Raw genomic sequence first — 25,652 nt, 5'->3', positions numbered from 1 at the left:
CGACAGGCCAACCTGCCGGACTGACGATATACTCAAAAAAACGCGCCAACTGGCCCGTTAAACCTGAACATGGCCGAATACAATCACCGCGAAACGGAAAAGAAATGGCAGGATTTCTGGGATAAGAACCAAACCTACCGCCCTGCCGAACCGTCTGACAAGCTAAGTGCAGCCCGCCCCAAGTACTATGCGCTCGATATGTTTCCTTACCCGTCGGGGGCTGGCTTACATGTTGGTCATCCACTGGGTTATATCGCGTCGGATATTGTCTCGCGTTACAAACGGCTGAAAGGCTTTAACGTGCTGCATCCCATGGGGTTCGACTCCTTCGGGCTGCCTGCCGAACAGTATGCGATCCAGACGGGTCAGCATCCGGCGGTGACGACCGAAGCAAATTTAACCCGCTACATCGAGCAGTTGAAAAATATTGGCTTCAGCTACGATTGGAGCCGGGAGGTTCGTACATCCGATCCATCGTATTACAAATGGACGCAGTGGGTCTTTATGGAGCTGTTCCGTTCCTGGTATAATAAAGATACCAACAAGGCAGAACCCATCGAGACCCTGCTGGATAAGTTCGCCACGAACGGCACGACCGACGTAAACGCTGTCTGCGACGAAAACACCCCTGCGTTTACAGCGGCCGAATGGAACGCCATGTCCAAACAGCAGTCCTATGCCATTACCCTCCACTATCGCCTGACATACCTTGCCGACGCAGTCGTGAACTGGTGTCCGGGTCTGGGTACAGTGCTGGCCAATGACGAGGTGAAGGATGGTGTTTCGGAGCGGGGCGGCTACCCCGTCGAGCAAAAGCTCATGCGGCAGTGGATGATGCGGATCACAGCCTACGCCGACCGTCTGCTGACGGGGCTGGACGTGATTGACTGGACGGAATCCATCAAAGAACAGCAACGCAACTGGATTGGCAAGAGCGTAGGCGCATCGGTCAAATTTCCAGTTTGGTCGGCGGATACTTCCTCCTTTTCGTCCATCCCCCCATCCTCCCCAAAAACTTTTATCGAGGTATTTACGACCCGCGTCGATACCATTTACGGTGTTACGTTTATGGTGCTGGCACCGGAACATGAACTTGTACCGGGTCTGACCACGCCGGATCAGCAGGATGCCGTGGCTGCCTATATCAGTGCCGCGAAACTGCGCTCCGAACGCGACCGTATGGCCGATACCAAAGCGGTATCGGGTGTATTTACGGGGAGCTATTGCATTAATCCGTTCAACGACGAGAAGGTGCCTATTTTTCTGGCCGACTATGTGCTGGCAGGGTATGGAACCGGTGCCGTTATGGCCGTTCCGTCGGGCGACCAGCGTGACTGGACCTTTGCTACACATTTCGGTTTACCCATCGTACCGATTCTGGATGGGCAAAAAGACATAGATAAGCAGGCCGACAATACAAAAGAGGGACAGTATATCAACTCGGGTATCGTCAACGGCATGAGCTATAAAGAAGCTACGACAACGCTTATTGCGTGGCTGGAAGCGCGCGGTCTGGGGCGGGGCAAAATCAATTTCCGGATGCGCGACGCCGTCTTCAGCCGCCAGCGTTACTGGGGAGAGCCGGTGCCTGTTTATTTCAACGAAGACGGTTTGCCCTACCTGATCGACGAAGCCGATTTGCCGCTGGAACTGCCCGCGGTCGATAAATACCTCCCCACCGAAACCGGCGAACCGCCACTGGGCCGGGCTGAAGGCTGGAGGTATAAAGGGAAGTACGAGTACGAACTGAGCACGATGCCCGGCTGGGCAGGGTCGTCCTGGTACTGGTATCGGTACATGGACCCGAAGAACGAGACGGAGTTTGCGAGCAAACAGACCATCGACTACTGGCAGAACGTCGATCTTTACATCGGCGGAACGGAACACGCAACGGGTCACCTGCTCTACAGCCGTTTCTGGAACAAGTTCCTCTACGACCGGGGCTACGTGCCGCAGGACGAGCCGTTCAAAAAGCTCATCAACCAGGGCATGATCCAGGGGCGAAGCAATTTTGTGTATCGCGTTTCAGGCACGGGCCGGGAAGGGGTGCCCGCTGTCTTTGTTTCGCTGAACCAGCTGAACGGTCGCGAGGTGACCCCCCTGCACGTCGATGTCAACATCGTGGAAAATGACGTGCTGGACATCGAAGCGTTCCGGCAAGCCCGTCCGGATTTGACAGAAGCCGCCGAATTCATTACTGAACCAGACGGTCGATACATCGTTGGCGCTGAGGTAGAGAAAATGTCGAAGTCGAAGTTCAACGTCGTCAATCCCGATATGATCGTTGAACGCTACGGGGCCGATGTGCTGCGGTTGTATGAAATGTTCCTGGGACCGCTCGAACAGGCAAAGCCTTGGAATACCAACGGTATCGACGGGGTGTATCGGTTCATCCGTAAATTCTGGCGGCTGTTCTATAAGGATAGCGCTGCCGGGACTCCGGATGCCGGAGCAAGCCAATGGATCGTAACGGACGAAGCCCCCACACCGGCGGAGCTAAAGGTGCTGCACAAAACTATTCAGAAGACCGAAGCCGATATAGAAGCTTACTCGTTCAATACGTCGGTGAGCTCGTTCATGATCTGCGTTAACGAACTGGCAACGCTCAATTGCCACAAACGGGCGGTCTTGCAGGAACTGGTCTTGCTGCTGTCGCCCTACGCGCCCCATATCACCGAAGAGCTTTGGGCTGCTTTGGGCCACGAACCCGGGACGCTGTCACAGGCTGCCTTCCCGACGTTCAACCCGAATTTCCTGGTTGAGGACGCGTTCGAATACCCCATTCAAATCAATGGTAAAGTCAGAACGACGATCAGCTTTGCCGTGGACCGTGCCGCTAACGAGATCGAGCGTGAGGTGCTGGCCGACGAGATCGTGCAAAAATGGCTGGAAGGTAAGTCGCCCAAAAAAGTCGTTGTTGTGCCGAAACGAATTGTAAACGTCGTAATCTGACCGTTGACAGTAGAAATGCTGAAGGCCCTGGATTTTTGAATCTAGGGCCTTCAGCATTTCTACTGTCAACGGTCAATACAAAACTAGTTTGAGAGCGGCTGGCGTATCCTGGACGGCCACGTCCGGGTTAATAAATTCTTTTCACACCCGGACGTGGCCGTCCAGGATACGCCAGCCGCTCGACGATTCCAACGATAAACCTACACCGTAGCCAGTTCTGTTTCCTGAGCCGCCAGGGCATCGCGCACCTGGGCGGTGAGTGTGAGCGAATGCTTCCGGGCCTGATGGTCAAAAACAGGGGCCGAGATGATCAACTCGTTTGCCTGAGTCTGGTCGATGAAACTGGCCAGTCCGCGTTGGATTGTATCCGGAGAACCCACAGCTGAACACCGGAGCATGGGGTCCATGGCGGCCAGCTCATTCTCTGGCCAGTTGGCCCGGAGGTTATCTACAGGGGGCTGCATCTGACGGGCTTTCCCCCGGCGGATGTATAAGAATTGCTGTTGGACCGATGTAAACAGGCGCTCCGCTTCCGCATCGGTATCGGCAGCTACCACGTTCACCGCAACCATGGCATACGGTTCTTTCAACTGAGCGGATGGTTTGAAGTGTGTCCGGTACATATGAAGCGCCCGAAGCAGCTCGGCCGGGGCAAAATGGGACGCGAAGGCGTAAGGCAGGCCAAGCATAGCCGCCAGTTGGGCACCAAACAAACTTGACCCCAGTATCCAGATCGGTACGTTCAGGCCCGTACCGGGTACGGCCTGAATGAACTGGTTCGAATCGTCGGGCTGGAAATATCGCTGTAACTCGACAACATCCTGTGGGAACGTGTCGGCTCCGGTCATATCCCGACGCAGTGCACGAGCGGTGGCCTGGTCGGCACCCGGCGCGCGGCCCAGTCCCAGGTCGATCCGGCCAGGGTAGAGTGATTCCAGTGTGCCAAACTGTTCGGCGATGAGCAGTGGCGAGTGGTTGGGGAGCATAATGCCGCCCGAGCCGACCCGAATCGTTTGCGTACCTCCGGCCACATAACCGATCACGACCGACGTAGCAGCACTGGCAATGCCTGGCATGTTGTGATGCTCAGCCACCCAGTAGCGGTTATAACCTAGCTGTTCAGCATGTTGAGCGAGATTCAATGTATTGCGTAACGCCTGGGTGGCCGTGTTGCCTTCCACGATAGGCGATAAATCCAGAATTGAAAAGGGAATCATGATACGTTGGTACTAGTTGTTACCTTATTTTTGTGGCGACAGATGCCCTGTGTGACGGGTAGTAAAGGATAGATGGTACGGTTGTCAGGTAATCGTAAGAATTTTGAAATCCTCACGCGATCAGACAGCTCCTGAAAATCTGCGTTTCATTTCTTTATCAACAAAGTGGTTCGTTGGAACGGTTCCGGATACCCGGCTTTTCGACCGCTTCCCCCGCATTCTTCCCCAGTAACAATGACCATCAAGCAATTTATCGTACTTGGCCTGAGCGCTGGCCTCATTACCTGTTCGCCTAAAACCTACACCAGGGTCCAAACAGGCAAAGCGTATGAATTCTTTAGCTACCAACCGAACCAGAAAGCCAGAATCTCCGCGCACCGGGGTGGGGGCGACCTGAAAGGCTATCCTGAAAATTGCATCGAATCCTTCGACTATCTGGCTAAAAAAATTCCTGTTATCATCGAATGCGATATCGATTTGACGAAAGACAGCGTCATGGTGATGATGCACGATGCTACCCTCGATCGAACCACAACAGGCACAGGCAAACTCATCGATAAAACCTACGCTGAGCTTGCACAGTACCGGCTGGAAGATAACATGGGTACGGTAACCCCTTACAAAATCCCTACGCTCGAAGATGTTCTGCGCTGGGGTAAACGCAAGGTGACGTTTACGCTCGATGTCAAACGAAACGTATCCTTTGCCAATGTGGTAAACATGATCCATAAAACCGGGGCCAGTGATTACGTAGCGGTCATCACGTACAATGCGCAGGATGCAGCCAGGGTTCATGCCCTCGACCCAAACCTGATGATCTCGGTAACCATCCGCAACCGGGCCGAGTACGATCGCCTGCATGAACTTGGCGTGCCTGATAACCGCATGGTCGCCTTTGTTGGTGTGAAAGAACCCGACGCAGACCTGTATACATTCCTGCACGAAAAACGCATCGCCTGTATCCTGGGGACACTGGGTAACTTAGACAAGCAGGCAGCGGCCAAAGGGGATCAGCTCTACAAAAAGTTTGCTCAAAACGGGGCCGATATCATGAGTACTGACCGGCCTCTCGAAATCGCCAACGCCCTGTAGCGTATACCGGAACCTGGGCCCTGCTTTGGCAAACCAGATCGCCAGAGCTGGACCCAGGTTTACATCAATACCCTATTGTAAACCGTTTCTGGATGAACTGCGGCCGCTCGATCTCATCCAGGACAGCCACGGCCAGATCGGCAACCGAAATCGCTGACTCACCATTTTCGTTGAAAACCGGCTGATCAGTGCCCAATCGGAACTTGCCGGTGCGCTCGCCGGGAGCCAGGTTAATAGCCGGGCTTAGAAATGTCCAGTCCAGCGTAGTGTTTTTCCGGAGGATGTTCAGGTAGTCACGGGCGGCTGTTGCGCCTGCCTTCCAGTCGGCCGGAAACTCGGGAGTATCAACCAACTGAACGCCCGGAGCGGCTTCCAGACTTCCTGCTCCGCCAATTACCAGCAGCCGCCTGACCCCTGCCTGCTGGGTACTTTTTTCAATAGATGCTGATCCGTTCAGAAAATCATCATACAGATTTGGGTTTGTCCAGCCCGCATTGAAGGCATTCAAAACGGCATCATGACCCGCAACCAGTTTGGCTATCGCGTCAGTGTCCTGAACATCGCCGGCCTGAACCGTAAGCTTCGAGTCGACAGCCGTGATCTTTTCGGGATGGCGAACGATGGCGGTTACGTCATGTCCACGCTTGAGTGATTCGTCGAGGAGGGCTGAGCCAACAAAGCCCGAAGCACCAATAATTGCCAGTTTCATACGTCTGTTTGTTAAAATTTAATTTTATAGTGTAATGAAAATTATTACAGTTTTGGGTAAAAAAACTACGCAAACCGGTGGCTGAAAGTCTCCAGCGTACAGTCGCCCAATTTCTGGATAAGGGCTTCTTCTGCTTCCTGATACAGGTTGTCGAGATGCTGGTTTATGTCTTTACCCACCGGGCAATTTGGATTGGGTGTATTGCGGGAGGTTCCCAGAAAGGCACCCTGACGCGTTGCCAGAAAAACATCCGATACCTGAATCTGCCGGGCTGACTTTGCCAGTTGGCTACCGCCGTTTTTGCCTTCCCGACTAACGACCAGCCCATTCCGGCGCAGATTACCAATTTCCTTACGTACCAGTACCGGGTTGATGTTGATACTGCCCGCCAGAAAATCAGACGTGAGCCACTCACTACCGGCTTTGGCCAGCAGTGTAAGGATATGCATCGATATGGCGAATCGTCCGTTCATAGTGTAGTATTTATTGTTACAGTTATGGGCGCTGAATAATTCCCTGCCTGACCGTAATTTTGTCGGCTCTACCGGTACCGGACGAATCGGCAGCTAATCCAGCGATGAACCACTACCGCAACGACAGGCAGAGAAAACTATGGAAAAGCGATCTATCCGTCGGAGTCGATTGATTTATGGATTATCGACGGTGGCCGTTATGCTGCTGGGCGTAGCATCGAGACACTTTTTCGGAGAGGTTTTCTTCATCAAAGCCTATGTTGGGGATATGTTATGGGCACTAATGGTGTTTTTCGGTCTGGCCTTTACGTTCAGGCAGTGGCCTGTTGCCGCCATCGCCCTGTCGGCGGTGGTCTTCTCGTACGGGATTGAGGCCAGCCAGTTATATCACGCGCCCCTGATAGATGGTTTGCGGGCTACGCGGCTGGGCGGACTGGTGCTGGGCTTTTCCTTTATATGGAGCGATCTGGTGTGCTACAGTGCCGGGGTGTTGGCTGGTGTAGTCGCTGAACGGTATATAATTCCGGCCCGCTTCCAGACCGGGGGCAGGTTGTAAGCAGGGGGAATAACTCCTGGAAGAACTAAAAAGGCCCTTTCCGTTCAGAAAGGGCCTTTTTAGTTTATTCGGATACGACAATGAGCGGAGCAACTTCTTCGGGGTCGTTGTCGGCCGATGCCTTTTTCTGTTTAATGGCTTTCTTGGCCGCCTTTTTCAGGGTGACATCGTACAAATCCGTTCGGCGGTCTTTCAGAACCTGTACAGAACCGTGTTCATGAAGTTCTTTCAGTAAACTCAGATCGACGTCGGCAATGAGCACCATTTCGGTGTTAGGCGTAGCTTCGGCCTTCACGGCGTTGGTGGGAAACTGAAAATCGGACGGGGTAAAGACGGCCGATTGCGCGAAGTTGATATCCATATTGTGAACCTTCGGCAGGTTTCCCACGCAGCCCGAGATCGCTACGTAGCATTCGTTCTCAATGGCCCGCGCCTGAGCACAGTGCCGTACCCGGGAATATCCATTCTGCGTATCGGTCAGGAACGGGACAAACAGAATCTGCATACCCTGCTGCGCCAGAATCCGACCCAGTTCAGGGAACTCGACGTCGTAGCAAATCAGCATGCCTATTTTACCGCAGTCCGTATCGAAGGCGCGTATTTCGTAGCCGCCTACCATGCCATAATGCCGCACCTCATTGGGCGTAATATGAATCTTACGGTATTCTTCGTAAGAGCCATCGCGCCGACAGAGGTAGGCTACGTTGTAGAGCTTGCCGTCGTCGTCGACCAGAGGCATGCTGCCGCCTACAATGTTGACGTTGTAGGAAATGGCCATTTCGCAGAGTTTATCGCGGACCTGCACGGTGAAATCAGCCAGCTTCCGGATGGCTACCGGCTCAGGCAGGTCGTTGAAATCGGCCATCAGGGGCGTGTTGAAAAACTCCGGCAACACCATGAAATCGGCGCGGTAGTCGCTTACGGCGTTGGCGAAGAACTCGACCTGATCCAGAAAGGCGTCGAGATTTTTGAAAAGCCGCATCTGCCACTGGATAACGCCCAGCCGAATGATCGAGTCGGTATGCGGGCGTTTATCTTTTTCAACGACATAATAAATATTGATCCATTCCAGCAGCGTCGCATATTCTTTCGACTCGGTATCGCCGGGCAGATACCCACGCAAGACCTTTCTGACGTGGAAGTCGTTGGAGATCTGGAAGGTAAGCGTAGGGTCGTAAATCTCCTTTTGCTTCACCTTGGCAATGTACTCGCGGGGCGAAAGCTCATGAGCGAACTTATTATAATTGGGAATGCGTCCGCCCGCGACTATACCTTTCAGGTTGAGCGTTTCACATAATTCCTTCCGGGCGTCATAAAGCCGTCGGCCCAGGCGAAGATCCCGGTAGTCGGGGTGAACGAACACTTCTATGCCGTACATGTAGTCACCCTCGTCGCTATGCGTCTTGAACGTATAGCCACCGGTAATCTCATGATAGGTGTGATTGTCTCCGAACTGATCATATTTAACCCGGATAGCCAGCGCACAGGCGACGACTTTGCCATCGACTTCAACGCAGAACTGGCCTTCCGGAAATATGGTAAGCAGTTTGGTAATTTTACTTTTCTGCCAGTAATCACCCCCGATACTGCTGTATACCTCAATCATGGCCTCTTTGAGGTCATTGTAATCTTCCTTTTGTAACGTTCTGGTTTGAATATGCATTCCGGCTCTTTTAAGTCAATCGTTTTTCAGTGATTCAATTCCTGCGCCATGTACTCTATATGTTCGTCGGTCAGGTCCAGGTGCGTTACGAAGCGCACCAGGTGTTTACCAAACGAAATACCACGGATTCCTTTCGCATCTAGTCTGGAAACATAGTCGGCAGCTAAAAGGGTTTCGGGAAGCCTGAAAATGACAATATTCGTATCAATGGGCAGAATTTCTTCCACCTCGGGCAGCTGTTCGAGCAGGGCACCTATTTTGCGGGCCCGCGCATGGTCCATTTTCAGCCGGTCGATGTGGTGGTCGAGGGCGTAGATGCCGGCAGCCGCCAGAAAACCGGCCTGTCGCCAGCCGCCACCCATCAGTTTGCGGTAACGCCGGGACTGCCGGATCATGTCGGCCTTCCCCAGCAGGAGCGACCCTACCGGACAGCCGAGGCCCTTCGAAAGACAGATACTGATCGAATCGAATAATTGTCCGTACGCTTCGACCGGGTCGCCGGTTTCGACCAGTGCGTTAAACAGCCGTGCTCCATCGAGGTGTAAAATAAGGCCGTGTTCATCGCATAGCTGCCGTATCGCGGCAATTTCAGGGACGGTATAGTAGCAGCCACCCCCTTTGTTAACGGTGTTCTCCAGCACGACGAGCCGGGATATTGGCTTGTGGGAGTCCAGCGGATTATAAATGTACTCACGTATAAGGTCGGGCGTGAGCTTGCCCCCCTTTCCGTGAGCCAGACTTACCGACGCCAGCGCATTCACCGAAATACCACCGCCTTCGTATTGGTAAACGTGCGACAGATAGTCACAGATTACATCGTCGCCGGGGCGGGTGTGGGTGCGAATCGCCAGTTGATTGGTCATCGTGCCCGACGCACAAAAGAGGGCGGCTTCCATGCCGAACAGGGCGGCTGCCTTGGTTTCAAGGGCGTTAACGGTAGGGTCGTCGCCCAGGACATCGTCGCCCAGGGGAGCCGAAAACATAGCCTCCCGCATGGCAGGCGTGGGTTGTGTAACAGTATCGCTACGCAGGTCAATAATCATAGTTGGAACGTAAAGGAATTAAAGGGCAGCGGGGGCCGGGGGAGTAGGCGAGGGACAGGCAGAAGCAATCCTTCTTCGTTACTCCTCCCGTTCTGCCTTGTTTTCATTCGCCCGGATTTCGGGTGCCGAAGTAGGCAATGTCGAGTACTTCGCCCGGTGGAATGACCGAAGTCGAGTATTCGTGCGTGATTTCAAATTGCTGGATAATATCTTTCCACATCGGTTTGTTGGCAAAACTAAGCTTATAGGTGTGCATCTGGCCATCGTTCGTAACGACCAGCGGTATCGACTGCTGCGCGGTTACCCGGGTTGGCCGGGTAAACCGGGTACGATTCTGGTTTGGATATCGATCGTCCGTACCATCGGGGGACTGGCTATTTAACAGCCATACCAGTTGTAAGGGCATCTGGGCCGGTGTGCCGGGCGGGCCGGAATAAGCCATGCGGATATAGATCTCCTTAAATCCACTGGCAGGCCAGCTACCGTAGGGAGATATCAATTTGGCTTCCCGGGCATTGGTTTGGCCATTTTCTGTTTTACCCGTAAACGTAACCCGCCAGTTATTGGTCGTAAAGGGCTCTTTCTGATCGAAACCACCGTCGTGGATGATCCAGCCATTACGCCCGTTAAACGTATTGAATAGGAAATCAGGTTTGGTAAACCGTTCCTGAGCATACACGTAGTTACGTATCTCGCGCTCCGAGCCCAGCACGTAGGTGTACGATTTATACCAGGTATTGTCGCTGTCCAGGTGGGCCATGGGCTGGTTGGCGATATAGGTATGCGTATTGGAACCCTCCCCATTTTCGCGCGCAATAATAGCGGCTACGTTATAATTGGCCTTAAAAAAGCCAGGGCAGTACAACCCAATCAGGCGGGGTTCTCCCGTGGTAACGGCCCCCGTTGTTGTTGAACTGATGTCGACACCCATCCACGGTTCCGTCAACCCAAACGGCGTGCCCTGGTGGGTAATGTAGTTGCCGTCACTTTTTATGCTCTCGATTCCATCGGTCAGGGTAGCCGCATCGCCGGTGTAGGGTGCCGATCCATTGTAGAAATGGACTTTACGGGCACCGTTGATCATCATCATCGGCCATTCCTGGGACTCGGCAGCATAGAACGTTTTGTCTGGTCGCTGATGGGTTAGCCGGACATGAACATGTACTTTATTGCTGTCTACCCGTACCCATTGTTCATAGAAGAACGGTAATTTGCGGGCATCCTGGTGCGGCCATGACAGGGACTGCGCTTTGGTGTATATCCACCCATCGACGAAACCATGGAACAGGATCGGAGAGGGGTTGTGCCCATCGTCGCCCGCCTGGAGGGGATTATAGCCAATGCCTTTCCACCTGGGCGAGTCGTCGGCAAAGCTACGGGGGCCCCCGTATGAACCCATCCCTGATTCGCGGCCGAGGTCCAGAAAATTGATGAGCGACTGCTTGGTCACTTTATCATAAATCTGGATAGAAGCTCCGTACTCTTTGCGGACTTCAACCTGAAGAACAGCGGATTCCTGACTGGAGACTGCGCCCACTTCCCGGTTAGCAAGCCTTGTTCCATTGTAGCCTGACCAGGGCGACTGGGCTGATGGAATCTGGTAGGTAAAGGGCAGGCTGATAGGCGGGAGCCCCGGCAGTCCCGGCCTTGGAGAGATCGATGGTTCGAGGCCCGGCCGAACGGCCTCCCGGTATTGACAGGTGTAGCAACTACCAGCCAGTAACAGGCTAAAGAATACGAGTCGGGCAGTCTGGTATCGGTGCATAAAACACAGGAGTAATCGGCCCCGAAGGGTCTAAAAAAAACAAAGATAAACAGACCGATACTTGTTTAGATAGCCTGCGTCCTAAGTTCCTGAGTTTCGGATAGGAAGCCATAACCACTCACCGCCCAAAAAAGCTGATGCTCTTGTATTTGTATCGCTTACTTGTATTTTTGGGCGGTCGGCGGGTTGGCGATTCGACCTGTCGGGCATTCCTGTAACCGGGCTTATGAGTCGCATCAGACCACTTAACCTTCAAATTTATGTTCTCTTCGAAAACTCCCTGGATCATCCTGCTTGCCCTGTGGATGGTGGGCTCGACCTGGTGGCATGTCTGTAAAATCAAGCAGCTTTGTGCCAACGATGAGCCAGCCGTAACCGCAGCTGACAATGTCATTGTGGATGATGTGACGCCAATGAGCGTGGCAACCAATGGGCTGACTATTGCTGATGGGGATCGTTTTCAGCTGGACCTGCCCGGCAACTTTAGTTTTGCCCGTTCCGGGTCGAACGCCAACATGAATACGCTTGGCACCTCGCTCGATTCATTGGCCGCTTATTTGAAAGCGAACCCCGGCCGTACATTGACCGTAACGGGTTTCTACGGGGCCGATGAAGCGAACGTGACCTCTTTTGCCAACCTGGGCCTGGCCCGTGCCGAAGGCGTGAAGCAATACCTGATCCAGCAGGGTATTCCTGCCGTATCGCTGTCTACCGCTGGTGAGACTCGCTCCGGCAAGGATGGGAGTGGAGGCATGACGTTTACGTCTAAAGGGGATTCGCTCTATGGTGGTATCGACTTCACATTCGATGGCGTGGCACCGGGTATCACGCCGGTAACGGGAATGACAGACAGTGTTAATGCCAAACCACCGGTCCTGGCCCCCGATGCCCCCACTACCGAAGCTGGGTTAGCAGCTGCCGAGAAATACACCTCCGTGTTCGAACCGATCGATCTTTACTTTACATTGGGTGAGGCTACCTACATAAAAACGCCCGAAACATCGAAGTTCTTCTCCGAAGCTATCAAATACCTCTCAACGCACAAGGATAAAAAGCTACGGTTGACGGGTCATACCGATAACTCCGGACCGGATGCTACGAATCTGCAGCTTTCACGCGACCGGGCTAACCAGGTCAAAGGCCGGCTACGGAAATCAGGAATCGACTCCGACCAGATCGTGGTGGATGCTAAAGGAGAAACCGCCCCGAAAGTGTCGAATGACACCCGGGAGGGCCGCAAAGCCAACCGGCGCGTGACGGTGGTCGTACAGTAAGCTCAGTTCAATCCATGGGTGGTTGGCTATTTCAGTACAGCATAACCACTGACCCCTAACGTTAAAACTCCCAAAGTCATGTTCGACATGAATCCCCTTGCCTTACCCGATGCTCAGCTGCAACAGTGGATTATGCTGTTTGTTGCGGGTACACTGGGCTTTATCATTGGTTACGTTTCCCGTCAGCGTACTATCCGTCACCTCGAAGGGGGGCTGGCCGGCACGGTACGGGAACTGGACGACTGCCTGCGCTCACCCGCTCCGCTTGCTGTAGCAGGCAGCCCTGAAGAGGTCGTAGTCCTGAACCGCATTGCTGCGCGGTCCGGCGAACTAAACCTGGACCGTATTGGCTATGCGTCGGCCGACGAAGCCGACGATCTTAAGGCGATCGTGGGTGTAGGCCCGTTTCTCGAAAGGAAACTTCACGCCGTTGGTATCTATACATTCCGGCAGATCGCGAACTTCAATCAGGAGGATATTAACCTGGTCAACGATGTGATCGAATTTTTTCCGGGTCGTATCGAACGCGAAAACTGGGTCGGTCAGTCAATTGAATTGGCAAAAAAACGGTAGAAGAGCGTTGCTGCTGGCCGTCTCCCGTCAAAAGCAACGCCCCATACGACTAATCATAACTCATAAATCGACAAAATCATGTTTGGATTAGATCCTTTGAGTCGGCCCGTTGCCCTTGCCGAAATACTGTTGCTATTAGCCTTTGCTGCTTTCGTAGGCTGGTTGCTTGGCCGACTGGTGCTCAGTGGCCGGATCAATGCGTTACGTTCGTCCATTGCTGATAAAGAAGCAGAATTGAATGAATGCCGCAAGTCGGTAAAAACGGCTGTTCCCGCCCGTGATACGCTACTAACGCCCGCCCATGAAGTAGCTGTTTCAAAGCCGGTGAACGACCCCCCCGTGACCTTCGTCTCGGCCGACCCCTTACTCCCGGCTTATTCTCATGACGATACCCCTGAACTAACTGATGAAGAGCCGATCTCGATCAGCCAACGGGTTGTTTTTGAGGACGTTCCCGTTCAGTCCGCTACGGAACCCGATGCCCTGGCGCTGGATTTACATGGCCGCATCGAAGAGCCAATTGCCGCGCCGGTAGCCGCATCGACGCTGGTATTCGATTCACCTGGTGCCAACAACACCGAAGCGGCTGTACTGAATCGTATTGCGTCCCGGGCTGGTGAGGTCAACTTCGACCGAATTGGTCGGGCCACGGCTGCCGAAGCCGATGACCTGAAAGACATCGTTGGCATAGGCCCCTTCCTCGAACGTAAACTGCATAGCCTTGGCATATACACGTTCCGCCAGATCGCTAATTTTACGAAAGAAGATGTTGACACCGTGAATGGTATCATCGAGTTTTTCCCGGGTCGTATCGAACGGGATAACTGGGTCGAGCAGTCGCAGGGTTTCCACGAACGGAAATACGGAGCAAAAAGCTAGCTCCAGTCCTCTTTTCTTAACCCCGTCGCTGCGAATGATTGTCCCCGGACACGTCGCAATGGCGGGGTTACTTCTTTTTCCGCACGGGTGTACTGCTGAGAATCGTTGTACCGCCAGCAGCATAGAAGTCGCACATATCCCTCAGTACACACTCACCACACCTGGGCGAGTACCAGGTGCAGACGCGCTGGCCGTGCCAGTAAAAGTGTTTGTGGAAGTTGAACAGCACCCCGGCGTCAGCCGGTAGACTGGCGAGCAGCAGGGCATGGGCTTTCTCGGCGCTTACCCGGGAACCAATGGCACCAATGCGCTGGGTAACGCGGTGGACGTGGGTATCGACGGGCAAAACGGGTTTCTGGAAATTGAACAGCAGCAAAAGCGTCGCCGTCTTGAGTCCGATACCGGGCAGGTCGGTGAGCCACTTCATCGCGTCTTCGGTCGACAGGTCTCGTAAGAAATCAATGTTGGCTGCCCCGGTCTCCCGAATCAGGTGCGTCAGCATATTTTGTATGTAAGGCGCTTTTATTTCAGGGTAGTTGGCCGTTTGTATCGCGTCGATCAGGTCGGCGAGGGGGGCGTCGCGTACTCCTTCCCAGGTTGGGAACCGCTCGCGCATCGTGCGGTAAGCCGTCACCTCGTTAGCGTGGGTAGTCCGATGGGAGAGAATCGTGCCGACCAGCTCGTGCATGGGGTCGGCCCGGCCGTAAATAGCCTGGATGCCGTAATGGTCGTTGAGCCGCTCGTGGGCCAACCGGGTTTTGGCCGCTAAATCGGGTGTGGGTACAGATTGCATAAAACAGGCCGTTTCCAACGGCTACGGTAAAGAGTCCCTCTTCAACCCCAATAGGCGAAAAAGGTTACGAATAACGTATCGGCGCTCATCAGCCGGGACGTAAATTCATAGACATTCAAACGGGGTGTGACGTCCTGTCAGTATCTTGGGCCATTGATTCGTCAATCTGCACCGGTCAGGCCTGCGGATACGGGTCATCATAACGGTTGTATGTTTTATGGTAACAGGAATGAAAAGGTCAATGATGGTCTGCCTGCTTGCTGGCCTTAGCGCTTCGTTTGCCAGGGCTCAGCTGGTTAGCGACTCCCTGCTGATTGAGGGCCACTATCGTGTGTTTCACTACAACACGCCCGCTACACTCCCTGATCGATCCAGCCTGATGTTCGTCTTACACGGTTCAGGCGGAACGGGAGAGGGTATGATGAAGTCGACTGAGCGGATGGAGCAGCAGGCCAATGCCAGTCGGGTACTGGTTGTTTACCCGGACGGGTATAAGCGCTACTGGAATGAATGCCGGAAATTGTCGCCCGCACAGGCCAATCTGGAGAATATCAATGAGCAGGCTTTTTTCGACGGTATGATTCGTTATTTCCAGAAACGCTATCAGATCGATCCATCACGCGTCTTTGCCGCAGGTACATCGGGAGGGGGGCACATGGCCTATAAACTAGCGCTAACGATGCCGACCACGTTCCGGGCGATAACGGCTATCATCGCCAATCTTCCTGACTCAACAAACCTGGATTGCCAGCCATCGGGCAAAGCGGTCGCCATGATGATTATCAATGGAACCCTTGACCCAATCAACCCATACCAGGGCGGCCCGGTGATTTTGGGCAGGAACATGAACATGGGCGTTGTGCGGTCTACAGAGCGTACCTTAAACTACTGGGCTGGCCTGGCCCGTTACAAGGGAGATCCCGCCCGCGAGTCCTTGCCCGATGTTGACCCTACCGACGGAAAAACCATCGAACGCTACACGTATCGGCAAAAAGGGAAACCCGAAGTTGTTCTTTTGAAAGTAATAGGGGGCAAGCACGACTACCCCAACGATATTGACGTTCACCTCGAAGCGCTGACGTTTTTTATGCGCCAGTTGACCCAGTAACGCCAGGTGGCTTCTCCGGCGCTTTGTCTTTTCCCTCACCAGGCAGAAATAAGAGCAGGGTTTTTACCGCATTTTGTTAAAACATCTTAAACGGCGTGACCTACCCGCGAGAAATGGGGTCGTTATGGCTTATGGATATGATCAGGTTGGTCATCATCTGCTTCATAACGCTCTTTATATGCTCTGTTTTCGCTGGATTTTGTACTTATTGATACTGGCCATCCCTGGGCTGAGTCAGTCCGGACCTACGCTGACACCAACCCAGTCCAGGGTGGTCATCGGCAAAGTATGGGGCTTTCTCAACTATTACCACACCGAAGTAGCCAGGGGTAGACGCGACTGGGATCAGCAACTGGTTCAGCTGCTGGAAGCGGCCCCACAGCTCGATTCCAGAGAAACACTGTCGGCGTCTCTACTGACATTGGTTCAGAACCTGGGGCCAGTCAAGCCCTGCATCAGCTGTGACAAGACTGACACATCCGCTTCTGTTTTCCGGCAGAATCTGGATTTGACCTGGCTGGCTGATACGACACTCTTTACGGCACCACTGCGGGAACAATTGCATCTGGTAGCCATGAATCCCAACCAGCGCTCCAATCGGTATGTACACTGGAATCCGTTACGGAACCGACTCGAATTCAACGTGCCTGCCTACAGCGCGATGGCTTTCCCCAACGAAACATACCGGTTGGTTGGCCTCATCCGCTACTGGAATATCATCGAGTATTTTTATCCGGGCAAGTACCTGATTGGCAGAGACTGGAGCCAGGTGCTGACCGAGCTGGTGCCTACCTTCCAGCAGGCAACCGATACGTTGACCTACCAACTCGCTCTGCGGGAGCTAATCGCTACCATACAGGATAGTCATGCCGAGCTCTACGTTCCGAAAAAATACCAGCTACTGTCGACGCCATCCTATCTGTTTCCACCCTTCCAACATACCATTGTCGGTGATACGTTGCTGGTTACCGGCTTTTACAATGACTCCCTGAGTCGGCTGAATGGTATCGAACGAGGGGATCGGATTGTTCGGATCGATGGAAAGCCTCTTTCCCAACTTATCGGTGAGCGTAGTCGCTATGCTACTGGGTCAAACCGGTCAGTTGATATACAGCTGATCTCAGCATCGTTACTGGCAGGCACACAAGCCGGGGTTACGCTCGAACTGCTCAGGCAGGGTCAACGGGTGCAAAAGGAAGTCCAGCGTTATCCATTCCAAACGTTCGGTTATCGCTACAAGAGCGCAGAAACTACCCGACCAAAAGAGATTCCCGCAACAATTGGCTATGTTGATATGGGCCGGTTACGCGCAGGTGGGGTAAAGCGGTTGATGAAGCAGTTTCGGGATCGGAAAGGAATAATCTTCGATGTACGGACCTATTCAAAAGGAACATACCAGCGGCTAGCGAGGTATCTCAATCCCGCTCCAGCCGGGTTTGCCCGCTTCACAAAGCCAGACTTATCTCGCCCAGGTCTGTTCAATATCAGCCCTATCCGGTATGTGGGCCGAACCAATACGAGCTATTATCGGGGGAAAGTTGCCATCCTCTGCAACACCCATACGCAAAGTGCTGCCGAATCGACTTGTGCGGCCTTGCGAACGGCACCCCGTGCCAGGATTATTGGTAGCCAGTCGGCCGGAGCGAATGGCGTTGTGAGTTACGTAACTTTTCCCGGCAACTACCGAACCCGATTTACCGGAATCGGCGTCTATACGGTAGATGGAATAGCGGTGCAGGGGCAGGGCGTTCCAATCGATACCGAAGCACGTCCTTCCTGTGACGATATATTGTCCCGAACGGATAGAGCCCTGCTAACGGCAATCGAATGGATTGGTCAGGACTGAGCCTGAGGGTCCCCAATGCCGCCAGGATCAGGACCATCGGCATTGTCTAACCAAGTTAGGTCGTTGCGAGAAGCTGTTCGGCCAGGGCGGTCAATCCTATTGTAGCCGGTTCGGTAATGAAGGTAACGTTAGCCCGTTTGTGCATGGTAGGGGTATTGGGATCGACGATGTAAAGAGGAACTCCGTCCGGGGCCGCATACGCCAGACCAGCGGCCGGATACACGTTTAGTGATGTGCCAACAACGATCAGTATGTCGGCCTGTGCCGTTGCCTCCAGCGCTACGTCCATCATCGGAACGGCCTCGCCAAACCAGACGATGTGCGGGCGAAGCTGGGCCCCTTTTTCGCACACATCGCCTTTCCGGATCTCCCACCCGTCGATGTCGTATACCAGCGACTCATCGACGGTACTGCGCGATTTGAACAGTTCACCATGGAGGTGAATGACATGCGTTGAGCCGGCTTTTTCATGCAGGTTGTCTACGTTCTGCGTGATGACCGTCACGTCGAAGGCTTCCTCCAGCTTTACCAGCGCCAGATGACCCGCGTTTGGCTGAACGCTCAGCGCCTGTTTACGGCGCTGGTTGTAAAAATCCTGCACCAGGTCGGGGTTGCGTTCCCAGGCTTCCGGCGTGGCTACGTCTTCGATCCGATGATTTTCCCATAACCCATCGGAGGCCCGAAAGGTGGGAATACCACTTTCTGCACTAATACCCGCTCCTGACAGGACAACTATCTTCCGACGAATGTTCATACCGACAAAATACGAAAATGGACGTTTACTGTTAACAAAATAGATCCTGGTAAAACTACAGCCGTCGTGTTGGGGTGGAGAGGGTACCAGGCGTTAACCTGCTAACAATATCTCCACCACAACACTACGGCTGTGATCAATGGTTTTATTTCTTTTTACTGGCAACGGCTTTCTCTTTTGCCGCTGGCTTACGGGTAGCCGTAGCCGTTTTCGCCGTAGCGGTTTTGGTTTTGGCGGGCGCTTTGGCCGCCGTCTTCTTGGCTGGCGTTTTCGATGGCGTTGTGTCGCCACCGGCCATTTCCAGACACTGTTCCAGGGTTAGCAGAGCGGGGTCAACATCTTTAGGTATTTTGACGTTGCGTTTACCCACCGCCAGGTAAGGTCCGTATTGCCCGTTGACAACTTTCACCGCCGGGTTCTCCGGAAACTCTTTGATGTACTTGTTGGCTTCAGCCTGCCGCTTGGCCAGAATCAGTTCGATGGCGCGGTCGAGGGTCAGCGTTGCCAGCTGCTCGTTGCGGGGAATCGAAATGTATTTATCGTTGTGCTTGACGTAGGGTCCGAAACGGCCCTTACCAGTCGCCACCAGCGTGCCTTCATATTCACCCAGCGCTTCACTGACCGATTCGGCGCGTTTCTGCTGGATCAGCTCGATGGTCCGCTCAGCGGAGATCGTATACGGATCGTCTTCTTTGGTGAGCGATACGTACTTGCCATCATGCTTTACATACGGACCGAACTTACCGATACCGATGGTCATGGCCTGGTCTTCGAAGAAACCAACCTCGCGGGGTAGGGAGAACAGGTTGAGCGCATCGTCCAGGGAGATCGTTTCGATCAACATGCCGTCCCGGAGATTGGCATACTGCGGTTTCTCTTCGTCGGTAGCTTCGCCGATCTGCGCATAAGCACCGTATTTACCCAGTCGGGCCGATACTTTTTTGCCCGTACGCGGGTCGAGTCCCAACTCGCGGGCCCCTGTTTTGAACGATACGATCGATGATCCCTGAATTTCTTCGATGTTCTTGTGGAAATCGCCGTAGAAGTCCTGAAGCATTGTCTGCCAGTTCATCTTTCCATCAGCGATCTCATCGAAGTCTTTCTCCACCGTGGCGGTGAATTTAAAATCGACAATATCCGGGAAGTACTCGACCAGAAAATCGTTTACCACAATACCCGTGTTGGTCGGGAACAGTTTAGCTTTCTCCGAGCCGAAATTCTCTTTGCCGCTTGTCTCGCTGATCCGATCCTTCTGAAGCGTGAACTCCGTAAACTTACGTTCCTGACCGGGCTTGTCCTGCTTCACTACATACCCCCGGTTTACGATCGTCGAGATTGTTGGGGCGTAGGTCGATGGGCGTCCAATACCCATTTCTTCCAGTTTCTTCACCAGCGATGCTTCAGCATAGCGGGGTTGCGGGCGGGTGAACTTCTCGGTAGCCTTCATCTGACCGAGGTTCAGGTCCTGGCCAATGGAAAGCGGAGGCAGCATTCCCTTGGCGTCTTCGTCGTCGTCATCATCCTTCGATTCGAGATATACGCGCAGAAAGCCGTCGAATTTAATTACCTCGCCTTGCGCAACCAGTTCCGACGGGAACGTAATGGTTTTACCTGGAGCAACTTGTGCATCGATTACATCAGCAAACGGGCTGTCATCTACCGATGCTTCGGTTATAACCGTGGCCGTGGCCCCGTTGGCGAACTTGATATTAATGGTGACGGTCGTCCGTTCGAGCTGGGCATCGGCCATCTGGGAAGCAATAGCCCGCTTCCAAATCAGTTCGTACAGGCGCTTCTGGTCGCGGTCACCCCCGGCATTCCGATCGTTGAAATTCGTGGGGCGGATGGCTTCGTGGGCTTCCTGAGCCGACTCGTTCTTGTTCTTGAAATGACGGGTCTGAATGTATTTCTCTCCAAACTCGGTCGAGATCTCGGCTACCGCCTTGTCGACAGCTTCCTGCGAGAGGTTCAGCGAGTCGGTACGCATGTAGGAAATCTTACCGGCTTCATACAGGTTCTGGGCAATCCGCATGGTCCGGTCGACTGAGTAACCGAGTTTGCGCGACGATTCCTGCTGAAGGGTAGAGGTGGTAAAAGGCGGAGCCGGTGATTTTTTGGCGGGCTTCGTCTCCAGATTCTTGATGGTATAGGTCGCCCCGATACACTGCTGCAAAAACGCACGGGCCTCGCCTGATGTGGCAAAGTTTTTGGGAAGCTCGGCGTTCAGCACTTTCGTGCCGTCGACAATAAACTGGGCCGTTACTTTGAACGACGATTTCGACTGGTGACTATCAACTTCCCGTTCCCGTTCGACTACCAGCCGTAACGCTACCGATTGCACCCGGCCCGCCGACAAACTCTGCCCGCCCTTGATCTTACGCCACAACACCGGCGAGAGTTCATACCCAACCAGTCGGTCGAGCACACGCCGGGCCTGCTGTGCGTTCACCAGGTCAACGTCGATCGTCCGGGGCGACTTGATGGCGTTCAGGATAGCATTCTTTGTAATCTCCCGAAAAACGATGCGTTTGGTGTTATCGCGTAACCCAAGGGCTTCTTTGAGGTGCCATGAAATAGCTTCCCCTTCGCGGTCATCATCCGTCGCGAGCCATACTTCGTCGGCCGCTTTTGCCAGCGACTTCAGTTCGCTCACCAGCTTTTTCTTGTCCGGCGAGATTTCGTAAGACGGTCGGAAGCCATCGGTCACGTCGACAGCGAGTCCATCTTTGGGTAAATCACGGACGTGACCGAAACTGGACTTCACCGTGAAGTCTTTGCCCAAGTAACCTTCGATGGTCTTTGCCTTCGCTGGCGACTCTACAATGACTAAGTTTTTCGACATGTTTTAAATTCAGGTTGGGTGGTGCTTTCGTGGTACATTACCGCTGACTGCGGGACGGTCCGGCTCAAATATAGACGCAAAAGGACTGACTTGCGCAAACCGCCAGGGTAAGTACGATGAAACGAAAGCAGGATATTGAGTACATATTTATAACAGCAAGTGACGTGTCAACGTTCGGCAGAAAACCGTAAAACCGCTAATAATGACCGATTTTATGGACTTTTTAAGCAGCTACGGCAACCCGGAAAGAGGGGGCATAACCCGTTAGGAGGCACCAATGTTTTTCAATATTGTCAAAGCTTGGAATCGAAATACAGACAGCCGTATCGGTATACTTGTTGGCTTGAAAGGATAGAACGACCAACCGCATAGAGCACACCCGGGTCAGGAGGATCTGAGCAAAATCAGATGGGAACGACAAAGAAATGGAACTACAGCGCAAAACTATAATTTTAATCTGCAATCGGTTGCATTGATTAGTTAAACATTATATTTTTATCGGTCAATAAACAAAATGATTTGAACAGGTTCCAGGTATTGAACCAGGCTTATAGCGATCATAGTGCGAGCCCATACTACAAATTTCTCCTATTCCCATGCAATGAGGTCAATACCAGGCTGATAATACTACTCCAACCCTCGACTGGTCTAGGGCCATTGGGCAGATGAAGGTGAAAGCAAGCCCAACAGCAGGCATTTACCGGCTGAGTGCCGAAATAACCACTATAAATCAGGTGGTAAAAGTCATAAAGCAGGACTCAATCCCGTGCTTTATAATGGTGCAAATCAAAGTGCATTAAAAAACTGACCTGGTTTGGGTCAGTTTTTTTTATCATAATCAACACGATGGTTCGGTTCATGGCTGCATGTCCCCTCGAATACGGCCTTTATAAGTTGCGTCGTTAATAAGGTTCGTATAGTATGGTCCATGATATAAGCAAACAGGCGGCTTCCTCCGTAGATGAAAACCGCCTGTTGAGGGTAGGGCACTAATGAAGTGAATTACTTCTTGATATCACCCCGAATCTCGCCGTTCGAGTAAGCAGCCGAGTGCAGGTTCGCATAGTAGAAACCGCTTTTCAGGCTATCCATTTTCGCCTGGGTCAGCGTTGTCGAACCGGTAATGGGCGAAGTCAGGCTTGGGAAAAAAATTTCCGGATCCCCAGTATTGTCAGGACGGGAAATCCGGTGCAGGTGGCCCGCTGTTGGGGTCATACCCGAATAGGTTACCGTATAGCTCAACGTCCGGGTCGTTTCGTCCAGTTTGCCGTTAAAAGCACCGATGGCTGTCGATGTTGTTGAGGTTGGCTTTTCGCTTTTCCCATCGATGGTGGCCGTGTACTGATCGGGGGCAACCACAACCGGGTTCGTGTCGTCATCCTCGCTGCAAGACGTTAGGGTCAGGCCCATAACCAGTAAAGCTGCTACAGAAAGCAGTGCATTTTTCTTAATCATAAAGTTGGAGTCTATGCATCAACAAATCTCAAAACTAACAGTTAGAATAGGTCTTATGTTGATGCGGTTATGATCCTATAATGATCCAAACGCGTTTTTGTTGTACAAAAAATAGCGAATAAGAGCCAGTGGGCCTTTCAGAAGTCCTGTATTACCCTGTTTTTGGCTCATACTCAGCAGGATTTCCAAAACGATCTAGAAACCTTTACTTTTGAGCCGTGAACGGGAATCCATTCCTGTATTTCGGTGGTTGTTTATATATATACCCTTGTTCAGTAACCGTTATCTCTTTTTATTATGGCTTTTGACTTAGAAATGATTCAGCGCGTATACGCCAACCTTGGCGAACGCGTCGAAGCAGCCCGTCAGGCAGTGGGCAAACCCCTCACCTTATCGGAAAAGATTTTATACAGTCACCTTTTCGCGGGCGCTACCACGCAGTCCTTTGAGCGGGGAAAAGCGTATGTCGACTTCGCCCCAGACCGCGTGGCCATGCAGGATGCAACGGCTCAAATGGCCCTGTTGCAGTTCATGCAGGCAGGTCGGCCGCAGGTCGCTGTTCCGTCTACCGTTCACTGCGACCACCTGATTCAGGCCGAAGTCGGGGCGGTTGCCGATTTGGACATTGCCAAAAACAAAAACAAAGAGGTTTACGACTTTCTGGCGTCGGTTTCTGATAAATACGGTATTGGTTTCTGGAAACCCGGTGCCGGTATCATTCACCAGGTCGTTCTGGAAAACTACGCGTTTCCGGGTGGCATGATGATCGGTACCGATTCGCACACGCCGATGGCCGGTGGCCTGGGTATGATCGCGATTGGCGTTGGCGGTGCCGATGCCTGCGACGTAATGGCAGGATTGGCCTGGGAATTGAAAATGCCGAAACTTATCGGCGTGAAACTGACGGGTAAACTCAGCGGCTGGGCTTCGGCCAAAGACGTTATTCTTCGCGTGGCCGGTATCCTGACCGTAAAAGGCGGTACGGGCTGCATCGTCGAATATTTTGGCGAAGGAGCCGAAAGCCTGTCGGCAGCCGGTAAAGGCACGATCTGTAACATGGGCGCTGAAATAGGCGCGACGACGTCGATCTTCGGCTATGACGAGAAGATGTCAGATTACCTGCGGGCAACCGGCCGGGCCGAGATCGCTGACGCAGCCGATGCGGTGAAAGCCGATCTGCGCTCGGACGAAGGCGTCTATGCCGATCCGGCTACGTACTACGATCAGCTGATCGAAATTGATCTGAACACGCTGGAGCCGCACATCAACGGTCCTTTCACCCCCGATCTGGCCTGGCCGCTGTCGAACTTCGCCAAAGCCGTTCGTGACAATAACTGGCCTGAGAAACTGGAAGTCGGTCTGATCGGCTCCTGCACCAACTCCAGCTACGAAGACATGACCCGCTCGGCTTCCATTGCTGCCCAGGCAACCAGCAAAGGTCTGAAAGTGAAGGCCGAGTTTACCATCACCCCCGGTTCGGAACTGGTTCGTTTTACAGCAGAGCGGGATGGCCTGCTGGATACGTTCGAAGAAATGGGCGGAGTTGTGCTGGCCAATGCCTGCGGTCCCTGCATCGGGCAGTGGGCGCGCCATATGGATGACCCAAGCCGGAAAAACTCCATCATTACGTCCTTCAACCGGAACTTCGCCAAGCGCAACGACGGGAACGCCAGTACACACGCCTTCGTGGCCTCGCCCGAGATCGTGACGGCTTTCGCCATTGCCGGTGACCTGACCTTCAACCCAATGACCGACACGCTGACTAACGAAGCGGGTGAGCAGGTAAAACTCGACGAGCCTATGGGTATCGAGCAGCCTGTAAACGGCTACGCTGTTGACGACGCGGGTTATCAGGCCCCGGCCGAAGATGGTTCCGGCGTGAACGTGCTGGTATCGCCCACATCCGACCGGCTGCAACTGCTGGCTCCTTTCCAAGCCTGGGAAGGTACAGACCTGAGCGGCCTGAAACTGCTGATCAAAGCGAAAGGCAAGTGTACGACCGACCATATTTCGATGGCTGGCCCGTGGTTGAAATACCGCGGTCACCTGGATAACATCTCGAACAATATGCTGATTGGTGCGGTCAACTACTACACGGAGAAAACCAACAGCGTAAAAAATCAGCTGACCGGCGAATACGGCGAAGTACCAGCCGTACAGCGGGCATACAAAGCGGCTGGTGTCGGTTCGATCGTGGTAGGTGACGAAAACTACGGTGAGGGCTCCTCCCGCGAACACGCGGCTATGGAACCCCGCTTCCTTGGCGTTCGGGCTATTCTGGTTCGGTCATTTGCCCGTATTCACGAGACCAACCTGAAAAAGCAGGGAATGCTGGCGCTGACGTTCGCGAACCCCGCCGATTACGACAAGGTGCAGGAAGACGACACGATCGAGATCAACGGCCTGACCGAGTTTGCCCCCGGTCGTCCGCTCGAAATCGTGCTGACTCATGCCGATGGCTCGGTGGACGAGTTCATGGTGAACCACACCTATAACGAAGGCCAGATCGAGTGGTTCAAAGCGGGTGCCGCGCTGAACATCATCCGGATGAAACAGAACGCGTAACGGTTTACGTACCGCAGACTTCAGTCCGCTGTTTACACGAACGGACTGAAGTCCGCAGTACAGTACTAAATAAGCGAATGCCATTACCCGACA

19 protein-coding genes are annotated in these 25,652 nt (G+C 53.3%); 9 read left to right on the top strand and 10 right to left on the bottom strand.

Features of this window, described 5'->3' with window-relative positions; all coding sequences use genetic code 11:
* The first annotated feature begins 69 nt into the window (after nt 1–69).
* Nucleotides 70–2,952, top strand: a complete 2,883-nt coding sequence (leuS, locus tag FH603_RS12220; protein ID WP_186737806.1) for a leucine--tRNA ligase — start codon at nt 70–72, stop codon at nt 2,950–2,952.
* 200 nt (nt 2,953–3,152) lie between these two features.
* Here leuS and FH603_RS12215 read toward each other — a convergent pair whose 3' ends face one another.
* On the bottom strand, nt 3,153–4,169 hold the full coding sequence (locus FH603_RS12215; protein ID WP_186737805.1) for an LLM class flavin-dependent oxidoreductase: 1,017 nt from the start codon (nt 4,167–4,169) through the stop codon (nt 3,153–3,155).
* A gap of 234 nt (nt 4,170–4,403) precedes the next feature.
* Between FH603_RS12215 and FH603_RS12210 the strand changes: the two genes are divergently transcribed.
* Nucleotides 4,404–5,261, top strand: a complete 858-nt coding sequence (locus FH603_RS12210) for a glycerophosphodiester phosphodiesterase family protein (protein ID WP_186737804.1) — start codon at nt 4,404–4,406, stop codon at nt 5,259–5,261.
* Nucleotides 5,262–5,325: 64 nt separating this feature from the next.
* Here the strand turns inward: FH603_RS12210 and FH603_RS12205 are convergent, their stop codons facing one another.
* Together FH603_RS12205 and FH603_RS12200 are read right to left on the bottom strand one after the other, a co-directional pair.
* On the bottom strand, nt 5,326–5,970 hold the full coding sequence (locus FH603_RS12205; RefSeq protein WP_186737803.1) for an NAD(P)-dependent oxidoreductase: 645 nt from the start codon (nt 5,968–5,970) through the stop codon (nt 5,326–5,328).
* A 65-nt stretch (nt 5,971–6,035) separates the two neighbouring features.
* A complete protein-coding gene (locus tag FH603_RS12200; protein ID WP_186737802.1) occupies nt 6,036–6,443 on the bottom strand; it encodes an RrF2 family transcriptional regulator in 408 nt (135 codons plus the stop codon).
* Between the two features lie 139 nt (nt 6,444–6,582).
* Between FH603_RS12200 and FH603_RS12195 the strand changes: the two genes are divergently transcribed.
* The gene (locus FH603_RS12195) at nt 6,583–6,999 is read left to right on the top strand and encodes a ribosomal maturation YjgA family protein (protein ID WP_186737801.1); all 417 of its coding nucleotides are present in this window, start codon (nt 6,583–6,585) and stop codon (nt 6,997–6,999) included.
* A gap of 64 nt (nt 7,000–7,063) precedes the next feature.
* Here the strand turns inward: FH603_RS12195 and FH603_RS12190 are convergent, their stop codons facing one another.
* The 3 genes from FH603_RS12190 to FH603_RS12180 form a co-directional block, all read right to left on the bottom strand.
* Nucleotides 7,064–8,662: a carbon-nitrogen hydrolase family protein gene (locus FH603_RS12190; protein WP_186737800.1), complete on the bottom strand. Its 1,599-nt coding sequence runs from the start codon at nt 8,660–8,662 to the stop codon at nt 7,064–7,066.
* Between the two features lie 26 nt (nt 8,663–8,688).
* Nucleotides 8,689–9,705, bottom strand: a complete 1,017-nt coding sequence (locus tag FH603_RS12185; RefSeq protein ID WP_186737799.1) for a threonine aldolase family protein — start codon at nt 9,703–9,705, stop codon at nt 8,689–8,691.
* 103 nt (nt 9,706–9,808) lie between these two features.
* Nucleotides 9,809–11,470 (bottom strand): hypothetical protein, encoded by a 1,662-nt coding sequence (locus FH603_RS12180; protein ID WP_186737798.1) that lies wholly within the window; start codon nt 11,468–11,470, stop codon nt 9,809–9,811.
* Nucleotides 11,471–11,730: 260 nt separating this feature from the next.
* On the opposite strand from FH603_RS12180, the gene FH603_RS12175 reads away from it, so the two are divergent.
* The 3 genes from FH603_RS12175 (at nt 11,731) to FH603_RS12165 (ending at nt 14,196) form a co-directional block, all read left to right on the top strand.
* Nucleotides 11,731–12,744, top strand: a complete 1,014-nt coding sequence (locus FH603_RS12175; protein ID WP_186737797.1) for an OmpA family protein — start codon at nt 11,731–11,733, stop codon at nt 12,742–12,744.
* A 78-nt stretch (nt 12,745–12,822) separates the two neighbouring features.
* On the top strand, nt 12,823–13,317 hold the full coding sequence (locus tag FH603_RS12170) for a hypothetical protein (protein ID WP_186737796.1): 495 nt from the start codon (nt 12,823–12,825) through the stop codon (nt 13,315–13,317).
* Nucleotides 13,318–13,395: 78 nt separating this feature from the next.
* On the top strand, nt 13,396–14,196 hold the full coding sequence (locus FH603_RS12165) for a hypothetical protein (RefSeq protein WP_186737795.1): 801 nt from the start codon (nt 13,396–13,398) through the stop codon (nt 14,194–14,196).
* Between the two features lie 67 nt (nt 14,197–14,263).
* On the opposite strand, the gene FH603_RS12160 is transcribed toward FH603_RS12165, so the two are convergent.
* Nucleotides 14,264–14,989, bottom strand: a complete 726-nt coding sequence (locus FH603_RS12160; RefSeq protein ID WP_186737794.1) for an endonuclease III domain-containing protein — start codon at nt 14,987–14,989, stop codon at nt 14,264–14,266.
* Nucleotides 14,990–15,218: 229 nt separating this feature from the next.
* On the opposite strand from FH603_RS12160, the gene FH603_RS12155 reads away from it, so the two are divergent.
* Both FH603_RS12155 and FH603_RS12150 read left to right on the top strand, forming a co-directional pair.
* Nucleotides 15,219–16,097, top strand: a complete 879-nt coding sequence (locus tag FH603_RS12155; protein WP_186737793.1) for a CE1 family esterase — start codon at nt 15,219–15,221, stop codon at nt 16,095–16,097.
* 178 nt (nt 16,098–16,275) lie between these two features.
* On the top strand, nt 16,276–17,943 hold the full coding sequence (locus FH603_RS12150; protein WP_186737792.1) for a S41 family peptidase: 1,668 nt from the start codon (nt 16,276–16,278) through the stop codon (nt 17,941–17,943).
* A 55-nt stretch (nt 17,944–17,998) separates the two neighbouring features.
* On the opposite strand, the gene FH603_RS12145 is transcribed toward FH603_RS12150, so the two are convergent.
* The 3 genes from FH603_RS12145 to FH603_RS12135 all read right to left on the bottom strand — a co-directional run bounded on the left by FH603_RS12145 (nt 17,999) and on the right by FH603_RS12135 (nt 22,994).
* A complete protein-coding gene (locus FH603_RS12145; RefSeq protein WP_186737791.1) occupies nt 17,999–18,697 on the bottom strand; it encodes an SIR2 family NAD-dependent protein deacylase in 699 nt (232 codons plus the stop codon).
* Nucleotides 18,698–18,842: 145 nt separating this feature from the next.
* The gene (topA, locus tag FH603_RS12140; RefSeq protein WP_186737790.1) at nt 18,843–21,539 is read right to left on the bottom strand and encodes a type I DNA topoisomerase; all 2,697 of its coding nucleotides are present in this window, start codon (nt 21,537–21,539) and stop codon (nt 18,843–18,845) included.
* A 1,002-nt stretch (nt 21,540–22,541) separates the two neighbouring features.
* Entirely contained in the window at nt 22,542–22,994 is a 453-nt protein-coding gene (locus FH603_RS12135) for a CHRD domain-containing protein (RefSeq protein ID WP_186737789.1), read from the bottom strand.
* 297 nt (nt 22,995–23,291) lie between these two features.
* Between FH603_RS12135 and FH603_RS12130 the strand changes: the two genes are divergently transcribed.
* Nucleotides 23,292–25,559, top strand: coding sequence for an aconitate hydratase (locus FH603_RS12130; RefSeq protein ID WP_186737788.1), 2,268 nt, complete (start codon nt 23,292–23,294; stop codon nt 25,557–25,559).
* Nucleotides 25,560–25,652: the final 93 nt, after the last annotated feature.

It is taken from the genome of Spirosoma utsteinense (assembly GCF_014282275.1).
Taxonomy (GTDB): Bacteria; Bacteroidota; Bacteroidia; order Cytophagales; family Spirosomataceae; genus Spirosoma; species Spirosoma utsteinense.
Note: the sequence above shows the minus strand (reverse complement) of the source record. Positions and strands in the feature narration are given on the sequence as shown.